Here is a 16,603-nt window from a genome sequence, read left to right on the forward strand (position 1 = left end):
CCCTTCAGTGCGACCGGAGACCTGCCACCGCCGGGAGTCGCCTACGCGGGGATTTGAATGAGAATTGCGAATGCGACGGCGCGTCCCCAACACGACCTTCGCTTGCAGGAATCATAGATGCAGTTGCGCTAAAGTTTCCTTAATGGCCTGCATTTCCTCATCGTCTCTGCTACCACAGGCTGCAATTCGGTGCCGGCGTGGCTTTTGAAAGGCGCCTTTTCGGTGTCGCATTTGCCTGCGCCCGGCAGCCGCAAAACTGGAATCTTGTCCGGCACGATCGAGGCGAACGGCCTCGAAGGAGGCCGGGATGGACGAAAATCACAGTGGATCGTGCCTGTGCGGGGCGGTGCGCTTCAGGACGAGGGGCCCGTTGCGCGGAGTGGTCTATTGCCATTGCTCGCAATGTCGCAAGCAAACCGGCCATTTCGTTGCCGCGACGTCCTCGAGAGACGCCGACATCGACATAGAGGGGGCCGGCACGCTCGCCTGGTACGGCGCTTCGGACGTTGCGAAACGCGGCTTCTGCCGCAGCTGCGGCTCCGTGCTGTTCTGGAAGCACAACGAACTGGATACCATCTCCATCATGGCCGGCTCGTTCGACAAGCCGACCGGCCTTTCGGCCGAAAGCCACATCTTCGTCGGCGACAAGGGAGATTACTACGCGATCGACGACGGACTGCCGCAATTCGAGAAGTCGACGCCGTCGATCAAGGTCGCGGACGAATGACTTTGGAGTGACTGCCTTATTCCCTTGACCCGGCCGTTGCGATAATCCCCTGACGGTGATTCAAAACGGGGCTGGGCATGCAGCGGCTTATCGACGCTTTCATCAATTCGGTGCGGGCCTTCCGCAAGCTGGCCGCCCACGAAGCGGCATTCCAGCAGGAACTGCTGCTGCTCGCTCTTGCCCTGCCGGCCGGCTGGTTCATTTCGGTGTCATGGCGCGGCTATGCTTTGCTGATCGGCGCGGTCCTGCTGATGATCATGGTCGAGGTCATCAACACGGGCATCGAAGCCGCGTGCGACGCCATTTCCCGCGAATTCCACATCGAGATTCAGCTTGCCAAGGACTGCGGCTCGCTGGCCGTGCTGATTTCGATCGTGATTGCCGCCGGTGTCTGGGGTATCGCCCTGATCGAACGCATCGTCGGGGCGCCGATCTGAGCTTGCCGGCATAGGCTTAAGACGGGCGATCCAGCTGATCGCCTTCCGCGTCCTTGGCGCGTTCCCTTCCGGCAACGCGGTGCGCGACCAGCCACGCAAGAATCGCGACGCCAAGGCCGACCGCAAGCGCAACGAGCAGGCGCTCGTGGCGAATGAGCGCCTGGCCGATCAAATGCTCCGCGCTGAGGCCGAAGACGTAGCCGAGGGTGCCGAACAGCGCGGCCCAGACTGCCGACGAGACGGCGTTCAGGATGACGAAGCGTGGCAGCGACACGGTCGACAATCCTGCGGCGATGCCGCCGACAAGACGCATGCCATAGATATAGCGGTTGGTCAGCACGTAAATGTTGGGATGGGTATTGAGCAGCCGGTAGGCGCGGCGGAAGCCCGGCCGCCGGCGCATCCTGCGTACGTAGGGATGATCGGCGAAGCTGCGGCCGAGGATGAAGAAGAAGGTGTCGCCGGCGAAGGCGCCGAGAAAGGCAGCTGCGAAAGCCTGCCAGAGCACGAAGACCTGCTGGTGCGCGAAGAAACCGCCGAGGATGGCAGCGCTTTCGCCCTCGGCGACGCAGCCCAGAAAGACCGCGACAAGTCCATACTGCTCGATGAGACGGTGGATGGTCTCGGTCATCAGCTTGGCGACCGTGCCGCGAGCTTCTCGTCGATCCGCCTGATCTGCTCGGCCATGCGCAGGATCTCGTCGCGCATGCCGATGATCTCGCTGTGGCGCAGTTCATCGAGCTTCTCATGCAGTGCCATGATCTCGATCTCCGCCTTCAGGTTGACCTCGTAGTCGTGCGCGGCATCGATGCGGTCGCGCTCGGTCTGGCGGTTCTGCGACATCATGATCACCGGCGCCTGCAGCGCTGCGACCATGGAGAGCACTAGGTTCAGGAAGATGAAAGGATAGGGGTCAAAGGCGTCGCGGGTCAGCAGCCAGGCGTTGCCGAAGGTCCACAGGATCAGAAAGGCGATGAAGCCGAGGATGAAGGACCACGAGCCACCGATACGGGCGATCGTGTCGGCGACGCGGTCGCCATAGGTGGAGTGGAAAGCAACGGCCTTGTTGGTGTCCCTGGTGATGGTGGTGCGGTCAAGCGCGCTCTGCAACACTCTGCTCTCGAGGGCCGTGAGGCCGTCGGGCTTTCGCTTCAGCCAGCGGTTTGCCAGATCGTCGATCGTCTTGTGCATGGTCCCTCCATCCCTCAGTCTGTCATCTGTTCCCGCGCAATTCCGGATGGAAACTGCAACACACTTTTCGTGGAATGCTCTTGTTCTCACGCAATTCCCACGGAAACCCGTGCGTAGTTTTTCCTGGAATTGCTCATAGAGGTAGAGGCTACCGAGCCCGACGGGAAGTGATAGATTGGTTGGAACAGACGAGGGCGGAGATGGCCGATTTCCAGAAAATTCGTACCCGGGCGGCAAAGCGCAAGGGTGGTGAAGAGGCGCTGGCATCGTTGCTTGGGCCGATGCCCAACAACGCGGCCGTGGCGAAAGTTCCCGACGACCGCATCCTCTCCACCATGGCCGAACGCATCTTTGCCGCCGGCTTCGTCTGGCGCGTGATCGAGCAGAAATGGCCAGGTTTCGAGGAGGCGTTCCTTGGCTTCGAGCCGAAGCGGCTCCTGTTCCAGCCGGACGATTTCTGGCACGAGCTGGCGTCCGACAAGCGCATCGTGCGAAACCCGCAGAAGATCAAATCGGTTCGCGACAATGCGGCCTTCGTCGACCGCGTCTCCAAAGAGCATGGCGGCTTCGGCAAGTTCCTCGCCGAATGGCCGGCCGACGATCAGGTCGGGCTGACCGCCTATCTCGGCAAGCATGGAAGCCGTCTGGGTGGCAACACCGGCCAGTACTTCCTGCGCTGGCTGGAGTGGGACACCTTCATCGTTTCCGCCGACATGGCGGCGGCGTTGCGCGATGCCGGCCTCGACATTGCCGAGAGCCCGACCTCGAAGCGGGACCTCGACAAGATCCAGGCGCAGCTCAACCAATGGTCGGCCGAAACGGGGCTGCCGCGGCGGCACATCTCGCGCATCCTGGCAATGTCGATCGGCGAGAACCATTCGCCGGAGACACTGCACGAATATATGGGCGAGCCGACCTGACCGGCTGCGACCGTAGTGCGGAAATCGTCGGCGCTTGCCGATCACGTACGAGGTGGCACAAGCAAACGTCATTGCCCGGCGAATTCCACCACGCTAAATCCACGTCATGACCCAAGCCGCCCCAGACATCCTGCGCATTGCCGTCGCCCAGCTCAACCCTACCGTCGGCGACGTCGCCGGCAACCTCGCCAAGGCGCGCGAGGCGAGGGCGGATGCGGCACGTCAGGGCGCCGACCTCGTGCTCTACACCGAGCTCTTCCTCGCCGGTTATCCGCCGGAAGATCTGGTGCTGAAGCCGGCCTTCCTGAAAGCTTGCGAAAAGGCGTCGCAAGATTTCGCCAAGGACACCGCCGATGGCGGTCCCGGCGTCATCATCGGCACGCCGCTGAAGCGCAAGAGCGGCACGCATAATTCGATCGTCTTCGCCGACGGCGGCAAGATCATCGCCGAGCGCTACAAGCTCGACCTGCCGAATTATGGCGAGTTCGACGAGAAGCGCGTCTTCCAGGCCGGGCCGCAGCTGCAGGGGCCGGTGAATTTTCGCGGCGTGCGGCTGGGCATTCCGATCTGCGAGGACATCTGGGGCGACATCGCCGTCTGCGAGACGCTGGCCGAAAGCGGCGCGGAAATCCTGCTGGTGCCGAACGGATCGCCCTACTATCGCGCCAAGATCGACGTCCGCCACCAGGTCGTCATCCGCCAAGTTATCGAAACCGGCTTGCCGATGATCTACGCCAACCAGCTCGGTGGCCAGGACGAGCTTATCTTCGACGGCGCGTCCTTTGCCATCGGCGCGGACAAGACGCTTGCCTTCCAGATGAGCCAGTTCGAGGAAGCAGTCGCCGTCACCACCTGGAAGAGAAGCCGCGTCGCCACCGGCGCGCAAAATGCAAACAATTCCGACCATTGGGTCTGCTCCGAAGGCCCGATGTCGAAGATCCCCGAACGGGAGGAGGCGGATTATCGCGCCTGCATGCTCGGGTTGCGCGACTACGTCAACAAGAACGGCTTCAAGAACGTGGTGCTCGGCCTCTCGGGCGGCATCGACTCCGCGATTTGCGCCGCACTCGCGGTCGACGCGCTTGGCGAGGAGCGGCTGCGCACCGTCATGATGCCCTACCGCTACACGTCCAAGGACTCGCTGAAGGACGCCGAGGACTGCGCCAGGGCGCTCGGCTGCCGCTACGACATCGTGCCGATCTCCGAGCCGGTCGAAGGCTTCAAGCATGCGCTGACCCAGCTTTTCGAGGGCACTCAGGAGGGCATCACCGAGGAAAACCTGCAAAGCCGCGCGCGCGGCACGATCCTGATGGCGATCTCGAACAAGTTCGGTTCGATGGTAGTAACCACCGGCAACAAGAGCGAGATGTCGGTGGGGTACGCCACGCTTTACGGCGACATGAATGGCGGCTTCAACCCGATCAAGGACCTCTACAAGATGCAGGTCTACGCGCTCTCGCGCTGGCGCAACGCGCATGTGCCGCCGGGCGCGCTCGGCCCATCGGGCGAGGTAATCCCGAAGAACATCATCGACAAGGCGCCGTCGGCGGAACTGCGCGAGAACCAGACCGATCAGGACTCGCTGCCGCCCTATCCGGTGCTGGACGACATTCTCGAATGCCTCGTCGAGAACGAGATGGGCGTCGACGATATCGTCGCGCGCGGCCATGACCGGGCGACGGTGACGCGCGTCGAGCACCTGCTCTACATCGCCGAATACAAGCGCCGGCAGGCGGCCCCGGGCGTGAAGATCACCAGGAAGAATTTCGGCCGCGACCGCCGCTACCCGATCACCAACCGGTTCCGCGACCGCGGCTAACCTATTTCACGACAGACCAGCAACCATGCCTGACGTTGAAATCAGCTTCGACCCGTCACGGATCGATTTCCGGGCGACCTCGGACCAGTTGATGGCGAGCTATTGGGGCAGCGCGCGCAACGACGAGATGCATCGTCGAGCCTTCGCCCACTCGCTTTGCGTCGGCGCCTATGTCGACGGCAAGCAGGTCGGCTTCGCCCGAGCGATCACCGATTACACGGTCTTTGCCTATCTTGCCGACATCATCGTCTGGCCGGAGCATCGCGGGCGTGGCATCGGCAAGCGGCTCGTCCAAGCCCTCCTCGACCATCCCGAGGTGAAGACCGTGTCCCATTGGAGCCTTACGACCAGCGACGCCCACAGCCTATACCAGAAGTTCGGGTTCGAGACCGACGGGCGCTACATGCGACTGGAGCGCAACCCCGTAGCCTGATGGCTCGGATCGGGCACAACCGGCCGTTGTTGCAAATTCATCGCAGTGCTTGGGCCAAATGCCGTTTTCGCGACAGTCTGTCTTGGCGAGGTGGTGAGCCGCCTCTATAAGAGGCTCTCCGCGATTCCCTTTCGGGAGGACCGTATGGCAGGATTTTACATCGTTATGCGAGGCTGCGAAGCCTAGGTCTGCACTGGCTGCCCGAAATCCCTTCGGAAAGCCAGACGCGGAAAAGGCATTTGCCCTGCCGGTCGCCGCCTTCGCGCGGGCGCCAACCATACTGAACCTCCCGCTTTAGAGGGCGCCGACGGCGCCGACGCGGGTTTTCCAATTTGACTTTACCGGGACCGGGCCTGTCTGCGCCCGGATGACATCATGTCTCGTTTCAAGATCGACCTGCGCGCAAGCGCCTTTCGCAGCGTGCTCGGCTTCACGTTCGACCACTGGCGCTGTCAGCCATGGCGGCTGTCGCTCATCATGGGCGCATTCCTGCTGGCCACGCTCGCCGACGTGCTGACGCCGCTCTACTCCGGGCGGCTGGTCGACGCGGTCGCCAGCAGCGGCGGGGCCGACGAGGTGGCTTGGCGCGCCGCGATGACGGCGTTCTCCATCCTGGTAGCGCTGGCGTTGGCCGGTGTCGTGCTGCGCAACGTCGCCTTCATGTGGATCGTCGAATTGACGTTGAAGATGATGTCGACCATCGCCGCCGGCGCCTTCCGCCGCGTCCAGCGCTTCTCGACGGACTGGCACGCCAACAGCTTCGCCGGATCGACGGTGCGCAAGATCACGCGCGGTATGTGGGCGCTCGACTTGCTCAACGACACGATCTTGATCGCACTGCTGCCTTCGGTCGTCATGCTCGTCGGATCGACGCTGCTGCTCGGCTGGTTTTGGCCGATGATGGGATTGGTGGTCGCCATCGGTTCGGTGCTGTTCATCGCCGTCACCGCAATGCTGTCGCTCGGCTATGTCGCGCCGGCGGCACGCCTTGCCAACAGCTGGGACACGCGCCTCGGCGGCGCGCTGGCCGACGCGGTGAGCTGCAATGCGGTGGTCAAAGGCTTTGGCGCCGAGACCCGCGAGGAGGCGCGCCTTGCCAGGGTCGTGGCCAAATGGCGCCTGCGCACGGGCCGCACCTGGATGCGCGGCACGGTCAACGGCACCACGCAAGGCGCGATGCTGCTCCTGATGCGGGCCGCGGTGATCGGGCTGGCGCTGGTGCTTTGGACATGGGGCGAGGCAACCGCCGGCGACATCGCCTTCGTGCTGACCTCGTTCTTCGTCCTACAGGGCTATCTGCGCGACATCGGCACGCATATCCGCAACCTGCAGCGCTCGATCAACGACATGGAGGAATTGGTCGATTTCCAGTCGGAGCCGCTCGGCATCGAGGACCGGCCAGGCGCTCGGGCAATCCGGATCACCGAGGGTCGCATCACGTTCGACAAGGTGACGTTCCACTATGGCAATCACCGGTTGCCGCTCTACCGCGACTTCTCGGTCGACATAGCGGCAGGCGAACGCATTGGACTGGTCGGGCATTCGGGATCCGGCAAGACGACCTTCGTCAAGCTGATCCAGCGCCTCTATGACGTGAATGCAGGCAAGATCCTGATCGCCAGGACATCTCGAAGGTCGCGCAGGCATCGCTGCGCGGCCAGATCGCCATCGTGCAGCAGGAGCCGATCCTGTTCCACCGGTCGCTGGCCGAGAACATCGCCTATGCCAGGCCGGGCGCCACGCAGGCAGAGATCGAACATGCGGCGAAACTCGCCAGCGCGCATGACTTCATCGCCAACCTGCCCAAAGGCTACGGCACCCTGGTCGGCGAGCGCGGCGTGAAGCTGTCGGGCGGCGAGCGCCAGCGCGTGGCGATAGCGCGCGCCTTCCTGGCCGATGCGCGCATCCTGATTCTTGATGAGGCGACATCGAGCCTCGATTCGGAATCGGAGGTGCTTATCCAGAAGGCGATGGAGCGACTGATGGTCGGGCGCACGACGTTGGTCATCGCGCACCGGCTCTCGACCGTGCGGGCACTCGACCGGCTGCTGGTCTTCGACCGTGGCCGCATCGTCGAGGAAGGCTCGCATGACGAGCTGATCAGGCTGAATGGCGGCATCTACCGGCGGCTGTTCGAGCGCCAGGCGCTCGAACAGACCAAGGGGCTCGTCGCGTGAAATGAACGGCATCCGGCTTCGGCCGGGTGCCTTCCCGGCTAAAGCGCGTCGCGATCTTTTGGATTCGCTCCCTGCGCTTTAGGTTTTGATTTTATGCAGGTCTTTGTCCCGAAACCGGGTCCCACTTTCGGGAGACATGCATTAGCGGGCGGACCGTCAGCCGTAATGCAGCCTGGGCTTGGGCTCGGTGCCGGTGAACTTGACGCCGACGCGGTCGTTGCGGCGCCAGCAGACTTCCGCCCGATAGGCCACGCCGTCAACCGGAACATAGAGCAGGAAATGATCGGGGACGCGCGATTCCGGCGCGACTTTCAGCTCAGCACCGCCGGGATTCTGATTGCGCAGCGTACAACTGACCTCGGAATTCTGTATGCCCGTGATGATCGTCCCGCCCTTGAGCACGCGCTGGCGATGCTCGCGCCGGTGTTCGCCGGAGGTCTCTTCGAGTGGTTGCGCGGGGTTCATCATTGATCGACGCCATTAGCCGAATCGGCACCTGCAGCGGCAACAAAGCACCGATGCCCGTGCACCGCAAGGCGCGGTATGCTCGTGGCGCTGCATATGTGATTATGTGATCGATGATTTAGGCGAATCTATGCGGATCGGCGCAGAAATAGGCGATGATCTGGCAAAGATCGGGCTCGTTGACCATGCTGACGGCCTCGGCGGAGCCGACCCATTTGCGGGTGCGGGCGCGCTTTTCCTTCCAGCGGTCGGCGACACGGTCGACCTTGAGCGGGAAGACCAGGACCTCGCAAGGCACTTCCTCGCCGGAGGCCAGAACCTTGCCGTAGAAGTAGCGCCCGGCTTCGAGATGCGAGACGGCGCCGCGCAATCCCGCCTCTTCGCTCGCCTCGCGGGCGGCAGCCTCGCAGAGCGGCTCCCTTGCCTCCGGCCAACCTTTGGGCAGAACCCAGCGTCCGGTGTCGCGGCTGGTGATCAGCATGATCTCGACGCCGCTTTCACCTTTGCGCCAGGGCAGGGCGGCAACCTGCAGGCGGCACGGCGCCGTGCCGAAGAGTCGCCGGACTCTTTCGGCCATCTGGTTGTGCGTCGTCGGCCTCGTCAACATTGGAGAAGCTGCCCCCAGCCTCCGGAATCGTTTGCCACCTTACGAATCTTACGGCGAATTATGAGCTTTAAAAGTAAAAAACTTCACTCGTTCTGGAAAATCCCCCCAGAAAAAGTCGATCTCACAAAGTACTAGGCCCATGAGGCGCAAATCTTGGGCCTGCGCACGCCTTCGCGGCCGGATTCTTGGAAGATATGGCGGCTACTCAACCGGCGTGATCGTCGGCGATCGGCTTCTGATAGGTGAAACCCATGTCCCAGGGGAAGTAGATCCAGGTGTCCTGGCTGACCTCGGTGACGAATGTGTCGACCAGCGGCCGGCCCTTCGGCTTGGCATACACGGTGGCGAAATGCGCCTTTGGCATCATCGCGCGCACGATGCCCGCCGTCTTGCCGGTATCCGTGAGGTCGTCGATGATCAGCACACCGGCGCCATCGTCGGCAAGGAGCGAGGGCGAAATCTCCTTCAGCACCTGCAACTGACCCTGGCTGGTGTAGTCGTGATAGGAGGCGACGCAAACCGTCTCGATGACGCGGATGCCGAGCTCGCGGGCGATGATGGCCGCGGGCACCAGGCCACCGCGTGTGATGCACACGATCGCCTTCCATTGTCCCTTGCTGGCGCCGGAGAGCCGCCAGGAAAGCGCGCGGGCATCGCGGTGGAACTGGTCCCAGGAGACCGGGAAGGCTTTTTCGGGAAGGGACATGGTTCGCGCACTCCTGAAGCGCGCGCCGTGGCGCGCAGATACTATGGAATGCAGGCGGAATTAGCCGGAAAGCGCCAGGCTTGGCAAGGTGGCAGCCAGCGATGGCTGTGGACTTGGAGCGCGTCGCGCTGAAACGCGTTCAAGCGACGCGCTTCAGTCTTTGTTCTGATGCATGTCGTTTTCCCAAAACCGCTGCGCACTTTGGGCGACATGCATTACGTTCTTGTTCGATGCAGGTCTTTGTCCCGAAATCGGTTCCCGCTTTCGCGAGACATGCTTATCTCGACAGGAAGGCCGTCACGTTTGCCGTGCGCAGCACGGTGCGGGTGACGCCGCCGAACAGGAGCTGGCGCAGCCAAGAGTGGCTGTAGGCGCCAAGCACCAGCAGATCGGCGCCGGATTCGGCGATCCTTTCCTGAATGATGTCGTCGACGGAGGCTCCGTTCGATTTCTGCACCGAAACGCTGACATTGGCGCCGTGGCGGGACAGTGCGGCCGCGATCTCGGCGCCGGCCGCCTCGGGAGCTTCGTCGAGCGTTTCCGGCGGATCGATGACGAGAATGTCGGTCTTGTCGGCTTCGCTGATGAAGGGCAGGGCGTCGAAGGCGGCGCGCGCCGCCTCCTTGCTGCCGTTCCAGGCAAGCAGCACGCGCCTGAAGGTGGTGACCAGCGGCCCGGCATGCGGAACGACCAGTACCGGCCGGCCGGCGTCATAGACCAGCGTGTCGACATCGGCGCCCGGGTCGCCACCGGACTCGCGCTGCGCGGCGACGATCAGATCCGCCGCCCGCACGCTCGATATGCCGGTCAGCGCGCTGTCGCCGGAGAAGCTCTCCAGGCTGCGCCATTCGAAGGACAAGCCGGAATCCTCGACGCGCCTGAGGAAGACCGCCTGCAGCTTGTCGGCGCGCTCCTTGTTCATCTCGGACGAGACCTGCAGGAATTCCGTGTCGGGGAAACCGGTGGCCGACGTATAGGGGACCGGCAGCGCTTCCGCATGGATGCCGACGAGGTGGCTCTCGAACCGCTCGGCGAGGGGGATGGCGCAGTCGAGCACGCGCTCGGCGTCCTGTTCGTTCTGCAAAATGGCGACGATCGTCTTGAAGCGCATGACGTCCCCCCTCAATGGCCGGCACGAGAATGCCGTCTCAGAAACGCCAGTGTAGCCTTGCTGGTTCCGGAGATCAGCTTGCGGCCGACAAGCCCGCCACCATGGCCTCGACGTCCTTGCGCGCGGCCTCGAGAGCCTCTTCGCTGCGGGCGCGTACCACAAGCTCGGTCCAGAACTTGCCGTCGCCATATTTCGGGTAGGAGCCGATGATGGTGTCGGGATGCGCCTTCTGTATGTCGGCCAGCGGTCCGCCGATCAGGCCTTCGCCGAAAGGGCAATGCACGGTGGCCGACAGCATCTTAGTGCCGGTCTTCAGCGTCGGCACGACATTGTCGAGCATCGCCTGGAAGATCGACGGCACGCCGGCCATCACGTGAACATTGCCGATGCGGAAGCCGGGCGCGATCGATACCGGATTGTCGATGTGGTCGGCGCCGCGCGGCATGCGCGCCATGCGTTTGCGCGCCTCGGTGAATTCAATGCCGCGCTGTGCATAGCTTGCTTCGAGCATGGCATAGGCCTTGGCATCGTATTCGCAAGGCACGCCGAAGGCCCTGGCTATCGAATCGGCGGTGATGTCATCGTGCGTGGGGCCGATGCCGCCGGTGGTGAAGAGATAAGTGTAGCGGGCGCGCAGCGCGTTCACCGCGGCGACGATCTCGTCCTCCTCGTCGGGAACGACGCGCACTTCCTTCAGATCGATGCCGATCGCCGTCATGATGTCGGCGAGATGGCCGATGTTCTTATCCTTGGTCCTGCCGGAGAGGATCTCGTCGCCGATGACGAGCATGGCGGCGGTGACAATTTCAGGCATGGCTCACTCCGGTAACAGGCCGCCTGAGATAACGCGGCCGGCAGCCGGCCGCAATGCGCAAGCAGGGTAGCCTCTTGTGGCAGAGGCGGTTACGGGCAAAGTGCCGGTGTGACCTGAATTTCGACGGCGATTGCGCCGAGCCGATGATCCGGCCGCTCACGGCCTCGTCACACAAACGTGTCGCACGTCCCGCTCTCACGCCGATTTTCTCTTGGAACTTTTGGACCCAACCCAGGGTTTCATTGGCGTCGCCGTCACACCCCGGCGACCAACCAAATGGAGTATCCAATGCTTACGAAAATTCTTGCAGCCTCCGCACTCATACTGGGTATGGCAACCTCGGCTATGGCGCAGTCCTCGGACATGTGGTCGTGGTGGCACCATGATCGTCCGGTCTCGAACGAACGGACAGTGCCGGTCGATCCTTACGCCACCGGCAGTATCTCTTCGAGCAGCGAAGCCACCGGCCTAAACAGCCTCGGCAATCCAGGTCCCATCGGCCCATGCGCCTCGAATACGCCCGGACCCGACGCCAATGCCGGGCAGAACGTCAACGATCAGTACTGCGGCAAATAACAACTGACGCGTCCGCCAGCGGCCGGCATGAAGGCAAGGGCATGGTCGGCCGCGGCGCGGGCGTAAACACTAGTCGGAGACTTCGGTTTGTGGCCGGTCGCGGCCGTCGGCCAGTTCGTCATGCCAGACGCCCTCGGAGTCCTCATACTGGATGCCGTCGGTGTTGCCGGCGACCTGCTGCTCGGCCGAAGCAATCTCGGCGGCGCGCAGCGCGTCCTGGTGCGTGGGAAATGTTTCTGAAAAAGTCGAGCCGACCTTGTAGGCCCAACCGCCATCATGCTCGACGATCTTGTAAGTCAGTTTCGCCATGGAAATCCTCCGGTAGGGAAACCCCTTAATGTTCAATGCAGCTTTTCGTCGGGCAACCTGTCTTCGGGAACCAGCACTTCAGATTCCTCGGCTGCCTCGATCAATGCGCGGCGTGCGTCCGCAGTCGAACGATAGCCCTCCAGCGCCTTGAGGCAAGTGTCGAGAGCATCACGATGCCGCTGGCCGCGATTGAGCGGCCAGACTGTCATCAGGCACTCGGCGGCTTCGCGGGTGCTGCGGATCTGGCGATATTTGCCGACATGGCCGAGTTCGACCACCACCGGCTTTTCAAATGGCTTGTTGTCTGTCATGGCGCGCCAACGCAAAACGGCCAATTTGGTTGCAATCGTGGCGAGACCCCTGCGCCCAAAGGTCTCAGCCCTTGCGTCACCTATCGATGCCGTCAGCCGGCTGCCTTCATCCAGTGCTGCATCGTCGTCACCGAGCGCGCCAGCTGCGGGGCCGGGCGGATTTCCTCGCCGAACGTCGCCGCCGCGCGCCAGCCCCAGCGCGGATCGGCAAGGAAGGCCCGCGCCAGCGCCACCATGTCGGCGCGGCCGTCGGCCACAATCGCCTCGGCCTGCTTCGGATCGTCGATCAGCCCCACCGCCCGCGTCGGAATGCCGGCGCCCTTGCGCACGGCTTCCGCCAGATGCACCTGATAGCCAGGACCGCTGGGCAGCTTCTGCAATGGCGAATTGCCGCCGCTGGAGCAGCAGAGATAGGCGATGCCTTCCGCCTTCAGCGCCTTGGCTACCTCGATCGCCTCTTCGACGTCGAAACCGCCGTCGACCCATTCCTTCACCGAAAGACGCGCGCCGAGCATCAGGTCTGGGACGGCTTTCTTCACCGCCCTGGCGATCTCGACGGCGAAGCGCATACGGTTCTCCAGTGAGCCGCCCCAGCGGTCGGTGCGCTGGTTGGAAAGCGGCGACAGGAACTGGAAGATCAGATAGCCGTGCGCGGCGTGCAATTCGAGGAAGTCGAAGCCGGCGCGCTCGGCTCGCTTGGCCGCGTCCGCGAAATGTTGGATGACCTGCAGGATCTCATTCTCTTCAAGCGCATGGGGCACCTGCCAGCCGCTGTCGTAAGCGATCGCCGAGGCCGACACGATCGGCCAGGGATCCTGATCCGGCTTCAGCGGCCCGCCGCCTTCCCAGGGACGCTGGCAAGAGGCCTTGCGGCCGGCATGGGCGAGTTGGACGCCGAATTTGGTGCCGGGCGCGGCGACACGCCTGGCGGCATCGAGCGTGCGCCTGGCCGCTGCCTCATTGTCTTCGGAATAGAGGCCGAGGCAACCGTGCGAGATGCGGCCGCGCCGTTCGACGTCGGTCATCTCGACGGTCACCATGCCGGCGCCCGAGATAGCCAGGTTCATCCAGTGGTGGAGATGCCAGTCGCTGGCGGAGCCGTCCTCGGCTGAATACTGGCACATCGGCGCCACGGCGATGCGGTTGGGGAAGGTGAGGTTGCCAAGGGTGATCGGCTGGAAGAGCGATGATGCCATGAAACGGGCTCCTGGGAGAGATATCGCTATCTAAGGAGCCGCGGCACTTCACGCCAGACACGAGCTGGTGAAAGTCCTGCTGGACCAGCCGGTTTCCAGGATTGCGCAGGCGCCCGTTCGCCGCTAACCCTTGCCGCCGGCAGCATGGAGTTCACCATGGAAGATCGCGTCCGCATCCGCTCGGAAGAAGTCCTGTCCGACGACTGGGCAGTGCTGAAGAAGACAGTGCTCGACTATCGCCGCCGCGACGGACGCTGGGAGACGCAGACCCGGCAGACCTACGACCGTGGCGACGGCGCGGTCATCCTGCCCTTCGATCCGGAGCGCTCCACGGTGCTCCTGGTGCGGCAGTTCCGCTATCCGGCCTATGCTACCGGCCACCGCGAGCCGCTGATCGAGGCCTGCGCCGGCCTGCTCGACGAAAACGATCCGGAAACCTGCATCCGCAAGGAAGCGGAGGAGGAGCTCGGCTACCGGCTGAAGGACGTCGAGCGGCTGTTCGCGCCCTTCATGAGCCCCGGCAGCGTGACGGAACGGCTCTGGTTCTTCACCGCGCGCTATTCGCCGACCGATCGCATCTCCGACGGCGGCGGAGCGCCGGAGGAGGGGGAGGATATCGAGGTCTTGGAAATGCCCATCGACGAGGCGCTTGCCGCCATCTGCGACGGCCGTATCGTCGACGCCAAGACCATCATCCTGATCCAGCATCTGAAATTGAACCCGATCACGCCCTGACGGGCGTCACCGCGCTACGGCTCATCTGCTCGCGACAGGGCATTGGCCGGATGGACCGCCTGCCGCCGGATATCGATAGATGCGCAGCAGGCCGGCAACGGGACACTCCACCAGCCAGTCTGGAGGCTTTCCTGTGGCCAATCGGCTGGCCAACGGAAACTGAGCTTCGACCGGCTTGAGGGTCTCTTCCTCCACACGGCAGACCGCAACATGGGTGGCCTTGGTTTCATCAAGCAGCCGCGCCGGATCGGGCGTAGCCGGATCGAAAAATCGCAGGACGCGCTCGATGCCCTTGGCCGATGTGTGAAAAGGGACGGCCACGACCTCGAGCCCGACAGGAGATCCCAAGGCGGCGGCCCCGATATTGGGAGGCGCGAACAGCCGCGCGCCGTCCGGCCAGACGAAACCGGCGCCGGCTTTCTCGCAGGCCCTGGCGATGTCGATGCCGAGAGGCCGCATTTCCGCCGGGGGCCAAACCATTTGGACTAGAAAGAGGACGGCGATGATCGCCACGCCCGGAGCGGCTAGAAGCGAAACGCCCGGCAACCCGTCGTCGGACCTTGCGCCGAAATAGCGCCGCAGCGACAGCCGGGCAGGAAGGCCTTGGTGGACAAGCAGGGCGACCCCTGGGCCGACGAAGAGCGGGAAAAAGCGGAGATATCGCAGATAGAGCAGTCCCAGCAGGAGGCCGACCGTCGAGAAGGCTGCAAGAACGATCCAGGCTCGCCTTGTTGTCTTGCCGGAAATGGCCAAAACGCATGTCGCCGCAGCGCCCAGGACGGCGAGGAAAAACCTGGCGAAACGATCGGAGCTCAGAAAGTCCGGGCTGAGGAAAGCGCTGTGCTCCTGTTTGATGCGCGAAAGCCAATTGTCGCGTGCGTAGTCGCTCACCCCGACGAGCGGACCGCCGGCGCACTGGGGGAAAAAGAAGATAAGCAGCGCGGCGGTCGCACCGGCGCCGGCGAGGAGGCACAACGCCCGTATCCGCCAGCTTCCAGCTCTCTCCGCCGCGGAGACGCCCGCAAGCACGACGCCGGTGACCGCAAGCGCGGTGAGGTGCAAAAGCGAATAACGGTCGCAGGCGGCGCTTGTGTAGGCGTGCGGGCCCACCACCACAAAGAACGCGGCCGTGCCGGTTGCCGCCAGCACGAGACCGTATGCCCGAAGGTCTTTGTCAGTGTCTTTCTTCCCGGCGATGAACGTCAATGCGTAGAAGCCGGCCGGCAGGGCAAGGAAAGGCGCCATTTCGGCGCTGATGGCCGTAGACAGAGCCATCAAGGCGCCGTTCAGCCCGGCGGCAAGGCGTCCGCCTCGGATCGTCAGCAGTGCTGCCGCCAGGAGGATAAGCATCTGCAGATTGTGGTAGTCGATACGCCAGGGTTGAAATTCCGCAAATGACGGCAATCCGGCGAAGGCGGCGACGGCCAATACCGCGCCGGGGTGTTCGAATTCGAACTCCCTGATCACCAGGAAAAGCAGGGTTATCGCGACCAGGAGCAACAGCGGCGGCACGATGAACGCGGCGGTGGAGACTGCAGCTTCCATCCCGACGAAAGGCGCAAGCGCGACAGCTAACAGCGCATAGGGCGCGTCGACGATCCACGGCCAGTGCGAGACCATGGGTTCGGGCTGAGCGATACCGGTCAGCGTCCTGTCGAACGGATTGCCCGTTTGTAGAAGATGCCTGATTTCATGCAGTTTCAGCAGGTCGTCGACGTCGCCGTTGGGCATCTTGCCTTGCAACAGCAGCAGGCTCAGAACGGCGCTGAGCGCCAGCCAGACGATTGCGACCGACGGGTGGGTACGGCGGTAAATCGCCCCGATTGTCGACATCCCAAGCCCTTCCCATGCGCGCCAGCGATAGATGCATGGAAAAGCTTTCGATCGGGTAACCGCCCCCGGAGGCTCGAAGAAGCGAAGGATGGTGCGGACGACGGGAATCGAACCCGTACGATCAGAGATCGAGGGATTTTAAGTCCCTTGCGTCTACCAATTCCGCCACGTCCGCAGGCGAGCCCTTTTCAGATGCCAGCCCGAAGCCGTCAAGCCATGTTTACGGGCGTGAGGTC

General features: G+C 63.3%; 18 protein-coding genes, 1 tRNA gene and 1 pseudogene. 8 read left to right on the top strand and 12 right to left on the bottom strand.

Translation table 11 applies throughout. The annotated features are described in order from the left end of the window. The first annotated feature begins 307 nt into the window (after positions 1-307). Positions 308-727: a GFA family protein gene (locus tag P9236_RS07545; protein ID WP_278073987.1), complete on the top strand. Its 420-nt coding sequence runs from the start codon at positions 308-310 to the stop codon at positions 725-727. 77 nt (positions 728-804) lie between these two features. Further along, entirely contained in the window at positions 805-1,164 is a 360-nt protein-coding gene (locus P9236_RS07550; protein ID WP_278073989.1) for a diacylglycerol kinase, read from the top strand. A gap of 16 nt (positions 1,165-1,180) precedes the next feature. On the opposite strand, the gene P9236_RS07555 is transcribed toward P9236_RS07550, so the two are convergent. Together P9236_RS07555 and P9236_RS07560 are read right to left on the bottom strand one after the other, a co-directional pair. Beyond that, a complete protein-coding gene (locus P9236_RS07555) occupies positions 1,181-1,795 on the bottom strand; it encodes a DedA family protein (protein WP_278073990.1) in 615 nt (204 codons plus the stop codon). Then, on the bottom strand, positions 1,795-2,355 hold the full coding sequence (locus P9236_RS07560; protein WP_278073991.1) for a DUF1003 domain-containing protein: 561 nt from the start codon (positions 2,353-2,355) through the stop codon (positions 1,795-1,797). The genes P9236_RS07555 and P9236_RS07560 overlap by 1 nt, the downstream gene beginning before the upstream one ends. A gap of 200 nt (positions 2,356-2,555) precedes the next feature. Between P9236_RS07560 and P9236_RS07565 the strand changes: the two genes are divergently transcribed. From P9236_RS07565 to P9236_RS07580, 4 genes and pseudogenes are all read left to right on the top strand, one after another. Next, positions 2,556-3,275: a DNA-3-methyladenine glycosylase I gene (locus tag P9236_RS07565; protein WP_278073992.1), complete on the top strand. Its 720-nt coding sequence runs from the start codon at positions 2,556-2,558 to the stop codon at positions 3,273-3,275. A gap of 106 nt (positions 3,276-3,381) precedes the next feature. Beyond that, positions 3,382-5,094: an NAD+ synthase gene (locus P9236_RS07570; RefSeq protein WP_278073993.1), complete on the top strand. Its 1,713-nt coding sequence runs from the start codon at positions 3,382-3,384 to the stop codon at positions 5,092-5,094. Positions 5,095-5,119: 25 nt separating this feature from the next. After that, a complete protein-coding gene (locus P9236_RS07575) occupies positions 5,120-5,527 on the top strand; it encodes a GNAT family N-acetyltransferase (RefSeq protein WP_278073994.1) in 408 nt (135 codons plus the stop codon). 375 nt (positions 5,528-5,902) lie between these two features. Beyond that, positions 5,903-7,704: pseudogene (locus tag P9236_RS07580) on the top strand (ABC transporter ATP-binding protein). A gap of 156 nt (positions 7,705-7,860) precedes the next feature. Here P9236_RS07580 and P9236_RS07585 read toward each other — a convergent pair. From P9236_RS07585 to P9236_RS07605, 5 genes are all read right to left on the bottom strand, one after another. After that, entirely contained in the window at positions 7,861-8,172 is a 312-nt protein-coding gene (locus P9236_RS07585; RefSeq protein WP_278073995.1) for a PilZ domain-containing protein, read from the bottom strand. Positions 8,173-8,287: 115 nt separating this feature from the next. Further along, complete coding sequence (locus P9236_RS07590) at positions 8,288-8,776, bottom strand: NUDIX hydrolase (RefSeq protein ID WP_278073996.1); 489 nt, start codon at positions 8,774-8,776, stop codon at positions 8,288-8,290. A 205-nt stretch (positions 8,777-8,981) separates the two neighbouring features. After that, positions 8,982-9,482 carry a xanthine phosphoribosyltransferase gene (gene gpt / locus P9236_RS07595; RefSeq protein WP_201410299.1) on the bottom strand — a complete coding sequence of 167 codons (501 nt, stop codon included), beginning with the start codon at positions 9,480-9,482 and terminating at the stop codon, positions 8,982-8,984. 277 nt (positions 9,483-9,759) lie between these two features. Further along, on the bottom strand, positions 9,760-10,593 hold the full coding sequence (locus P9236_RS07600) for a universal stress protein (protein WP_278073997.1): 834 nt from the start codon (positions 10,591-10,593) through the stop codon (positions 9,760-9,762). A 73-nt stretch (positions 10,594-10,666) separates the two neighbouring features. Then, the gene (locus tag P9236_RS07605; RefSeq protein WP_278073998.1) at positions 10,667-11,407 is read right to left on the bottom strand and encodes a competence/damage-inducible protein A; all 741 of its coding nucleotides are present in this window, start codon (positions 11,405-11,407) and stop codon (positions 10,667-10,669) included. Positions 11,408-11,695: 288 nt separating this feature from the next. On the opposite strand from P9236_RS07605, the gene P9236_RS07610 reads away from it, so the two are divergent. Continuing rightward, the gene (locus tag P9236_RS07610; RefSeq protein ID WP_278073999.1) at positions 11,696-11,983 is read left to right on the top strand and encodes a hypothetical protein; all 288 of its coding nucleotides are present in this window, start codon (positions 11,696-11,698) and stop codon (positions 11,981-11,983) included. Between the two features lie 69 nt (positions 11,984-12,052). Here the strand turns inward: P9236_RS07610 and P9236_RS07615 are convergent, their stop codons facing one another. From P9236_RS07615 to P9236_RS07625, 3 genes are all read right to left on the bottom strand, one after another. Beyond that, a complete protein-coding gene (locus P9236_RS07615) occupies positions 12,053-12,292 on the bottom strand; it encodes a DUF2188 domain-containing protein (RefSeq protein WP_278074001.1) in 240 nt (79 codons plus the stop codon). Between the two features lie 32 nt (positions 12,293-12,324). Further along, on the bottom strand, positions 12,325-12,603 hold the full coding sequence (locus P9236_RS07620; RefSeq protein WP_278202248.1) for a DUF982 domain-containing protein: 279 nt from the start codon (positions 12,601-12,603) through the stop codon (positions 12,325-12,327). Positions 12,604-12,695: 92 nt separating this feature from the next. Next, positions 12,696-13,799 carry an NADH:flavin oxidoreductase/NADH oxidase gene (locus P9236_RS07625; RefSeq protein ID WP_278074003.1) on the bottom strand — a complete coding sequence of 368 codons (1,104 nt, stop codon included), beginning with the start codon at positions 13,797-13,799 and terminating at the stop codon, positions 12,696-12,698. A 156-nt stretch (positions 13,800-13,955) separates the two neighbouring features. Between P9236_RS07625 and P9236_RS07630 the strand changes: the two genes are divergently transcribed. Further along, the gene (locus P9236_RS07630) at positions 13,956-14,534 is read left to right on the top strand and encodes an NUDIX domain-containing protein (protein WP_278074004.1); all 579 of its coding nucleotides are present in this window, start codon (positions 13,956-13,958) and stop codon (positions 14,532-14,534) included. 21 nt (positions 14,535-14,555) lie between these two features. Here the strand turns inward: P9236_RS07630 and P9236_RS07635 are convergent, their stop codons facing one another. Both P9236_RS07635 and P9236_RS07640 read right to left on the bottom strand, forming a co-directional pair. After that, positions 14,556-16,265 carry a hypothetical protein gene (locus P9236_RS07635; protein ID WP_278074005.1) on the bottom strand — a complete coding sequence of 570 codons (1,710 nt, stop codon included), beginning with the start codon at positions 16,263-16,265 and terminating at the stop codon, positions 14,556-14,558. A 191-nt stretch (positions 16,266-16,456) separates the two neighbouring features. Then, positions 16,457-16,542: transfer RNA gene (locus tag P9236_RS07640), tRNA-Leu, on the bottom strand. Positions 16,543-16,603 lie beyond the last annotated feature (61 nt).

The sequence above is a fragment of the Mesorhizobium sp. WSM4884 genome (assembly GCF_029625675.1).
GTDB lineage: Bacteria > Pseudomonadota > Alphaproteobacteria > Rhizobiales > Rhizobiaceae > Mesorhizobium.

Bases quoted from the DNA above. Each gene is read 5' to 3' on its own strand.
- P9236_RS07545 (WP_278073987.1), top strand. From the start codon at position 308: ATGGACGAAAATCACAGTGGATCGTGCCTGTGCGGGGCGGTGCGCTTC.
- P9236_RS07550 (WP_278073989.1), top strand. From the start codon at position 805: ATGCAGCGGCTTATCGACGCTTTCATCAATTCGGTGCGGGCCTTCCGC.
- P9236_RS07555 (WP_278073990.1), bottom strand. From the start codon at position 1,795: ATGACCGAGACCATCCACCGTCTCATCGAGCAGTATGGACTTGTCGCG.
- P9236_RS07560 (WP_278073991.1), bottom strand. From the start codon at position 2,355: ATGCACAAGACGATCGACGATCTGGCAAACCGCTGGCTGAAGCGAAAG.
- P9236_RS07565 (WP_278073992.1), top strand. From the start codon at position 2,556: ATGGCCGATTTCCAGAAAATTCGTACCCGGGCGGCAAAGCGCAAGGGT.
- P9236_RS07570 (WP_278073993.1), top strand. From the start codon at position 3,382: ATGACCCAAGCCGCCCCAGACATCCTGCGCATTGCCGTCGCCCAGCTC.
- P9236_RS07575 (WP_278073994.1), top strand. From the start codon at position 5,120: ATGCCTGACGTTGAAATCAGCTTCGACCCGTCACGGATCGATTTCCGG.
- P9236_RS07585 (WP_278073995.1), bottom strand. From the start codon at position 8,172: ATGATGAACCCCGCGCAACCACTCGAAGAGACCTCCGGCGAACACCGG.
- P9236_RS07590 (WP_278073996.1), bottom strand. From the start codon at position 8,776: ATGTTGACGAGGCCGACGACGCACAACCAGATGGCCGAAAGAGTCCGG.
- gpt (WP_201410299.1), bottom strand. From the start codon at position 9,482: ATGTCCCTTCCCGAAAAAGCCTTCCCGGTCTCCTGGGACCAGTTCCAC.
- P9236_RS07600 (WP_278073997.1), bottom strand. From the start codon at position 10,593: ATGCGCTTCAAGACGATCGTCGCCATTTTGCAGAACGAACAGGACGCC.
- P9236_RS07605 (WP_278073998.1), bottom strand. From the start codon at position 11,407: ATGCCTGAAATTGTCACCGCCGCCATGCTCGTCATCGGCGACGAGATC.
- P9236_RS07610 (WP_278073999.1), top strand. From the start codon at position 11,696: ATGCTTACGAAAATTCTTGCAGCCTCCGCACTCATACTGGGTATGGCA.
- P9236_RS07615 (WP_278074001.1), bottom strand. From the start codon at position 12,292: ATGGCGAAACTGACTTACAAGATCGTCGAGCATGATGGCGGTTGGGCC.
- P9236_RS07620 (WP_278202248.1), bottom strand. From the start codon at position 12,603: ATGACAGACAACAAGCCATTTGAAAAGCCGGTGGTGGTCGAACTCGGC.
- P9236_RS07625 (WP_278074003.1), bottom strand. From the start codon at position 13,799: ATGGCATCATCGCTCTTCCAGCCGATCACCCTTGGCAACCTCACCTTC.
- P9236_RS07630 (WP_278074004.1), top strand. From the start codon at position 13,956: ATGGAAGATCGCGTCCGCATCCGCTCGGAAGAAGTCCTGTCCGACGAC.
- P9236_RS07635 (WP_278074005.1), bottom strand. From the start codon at position 16,265: ATGCCCAACGGCGACGTCGACGACCTGCTGAAACTGCATGAAATCAGG.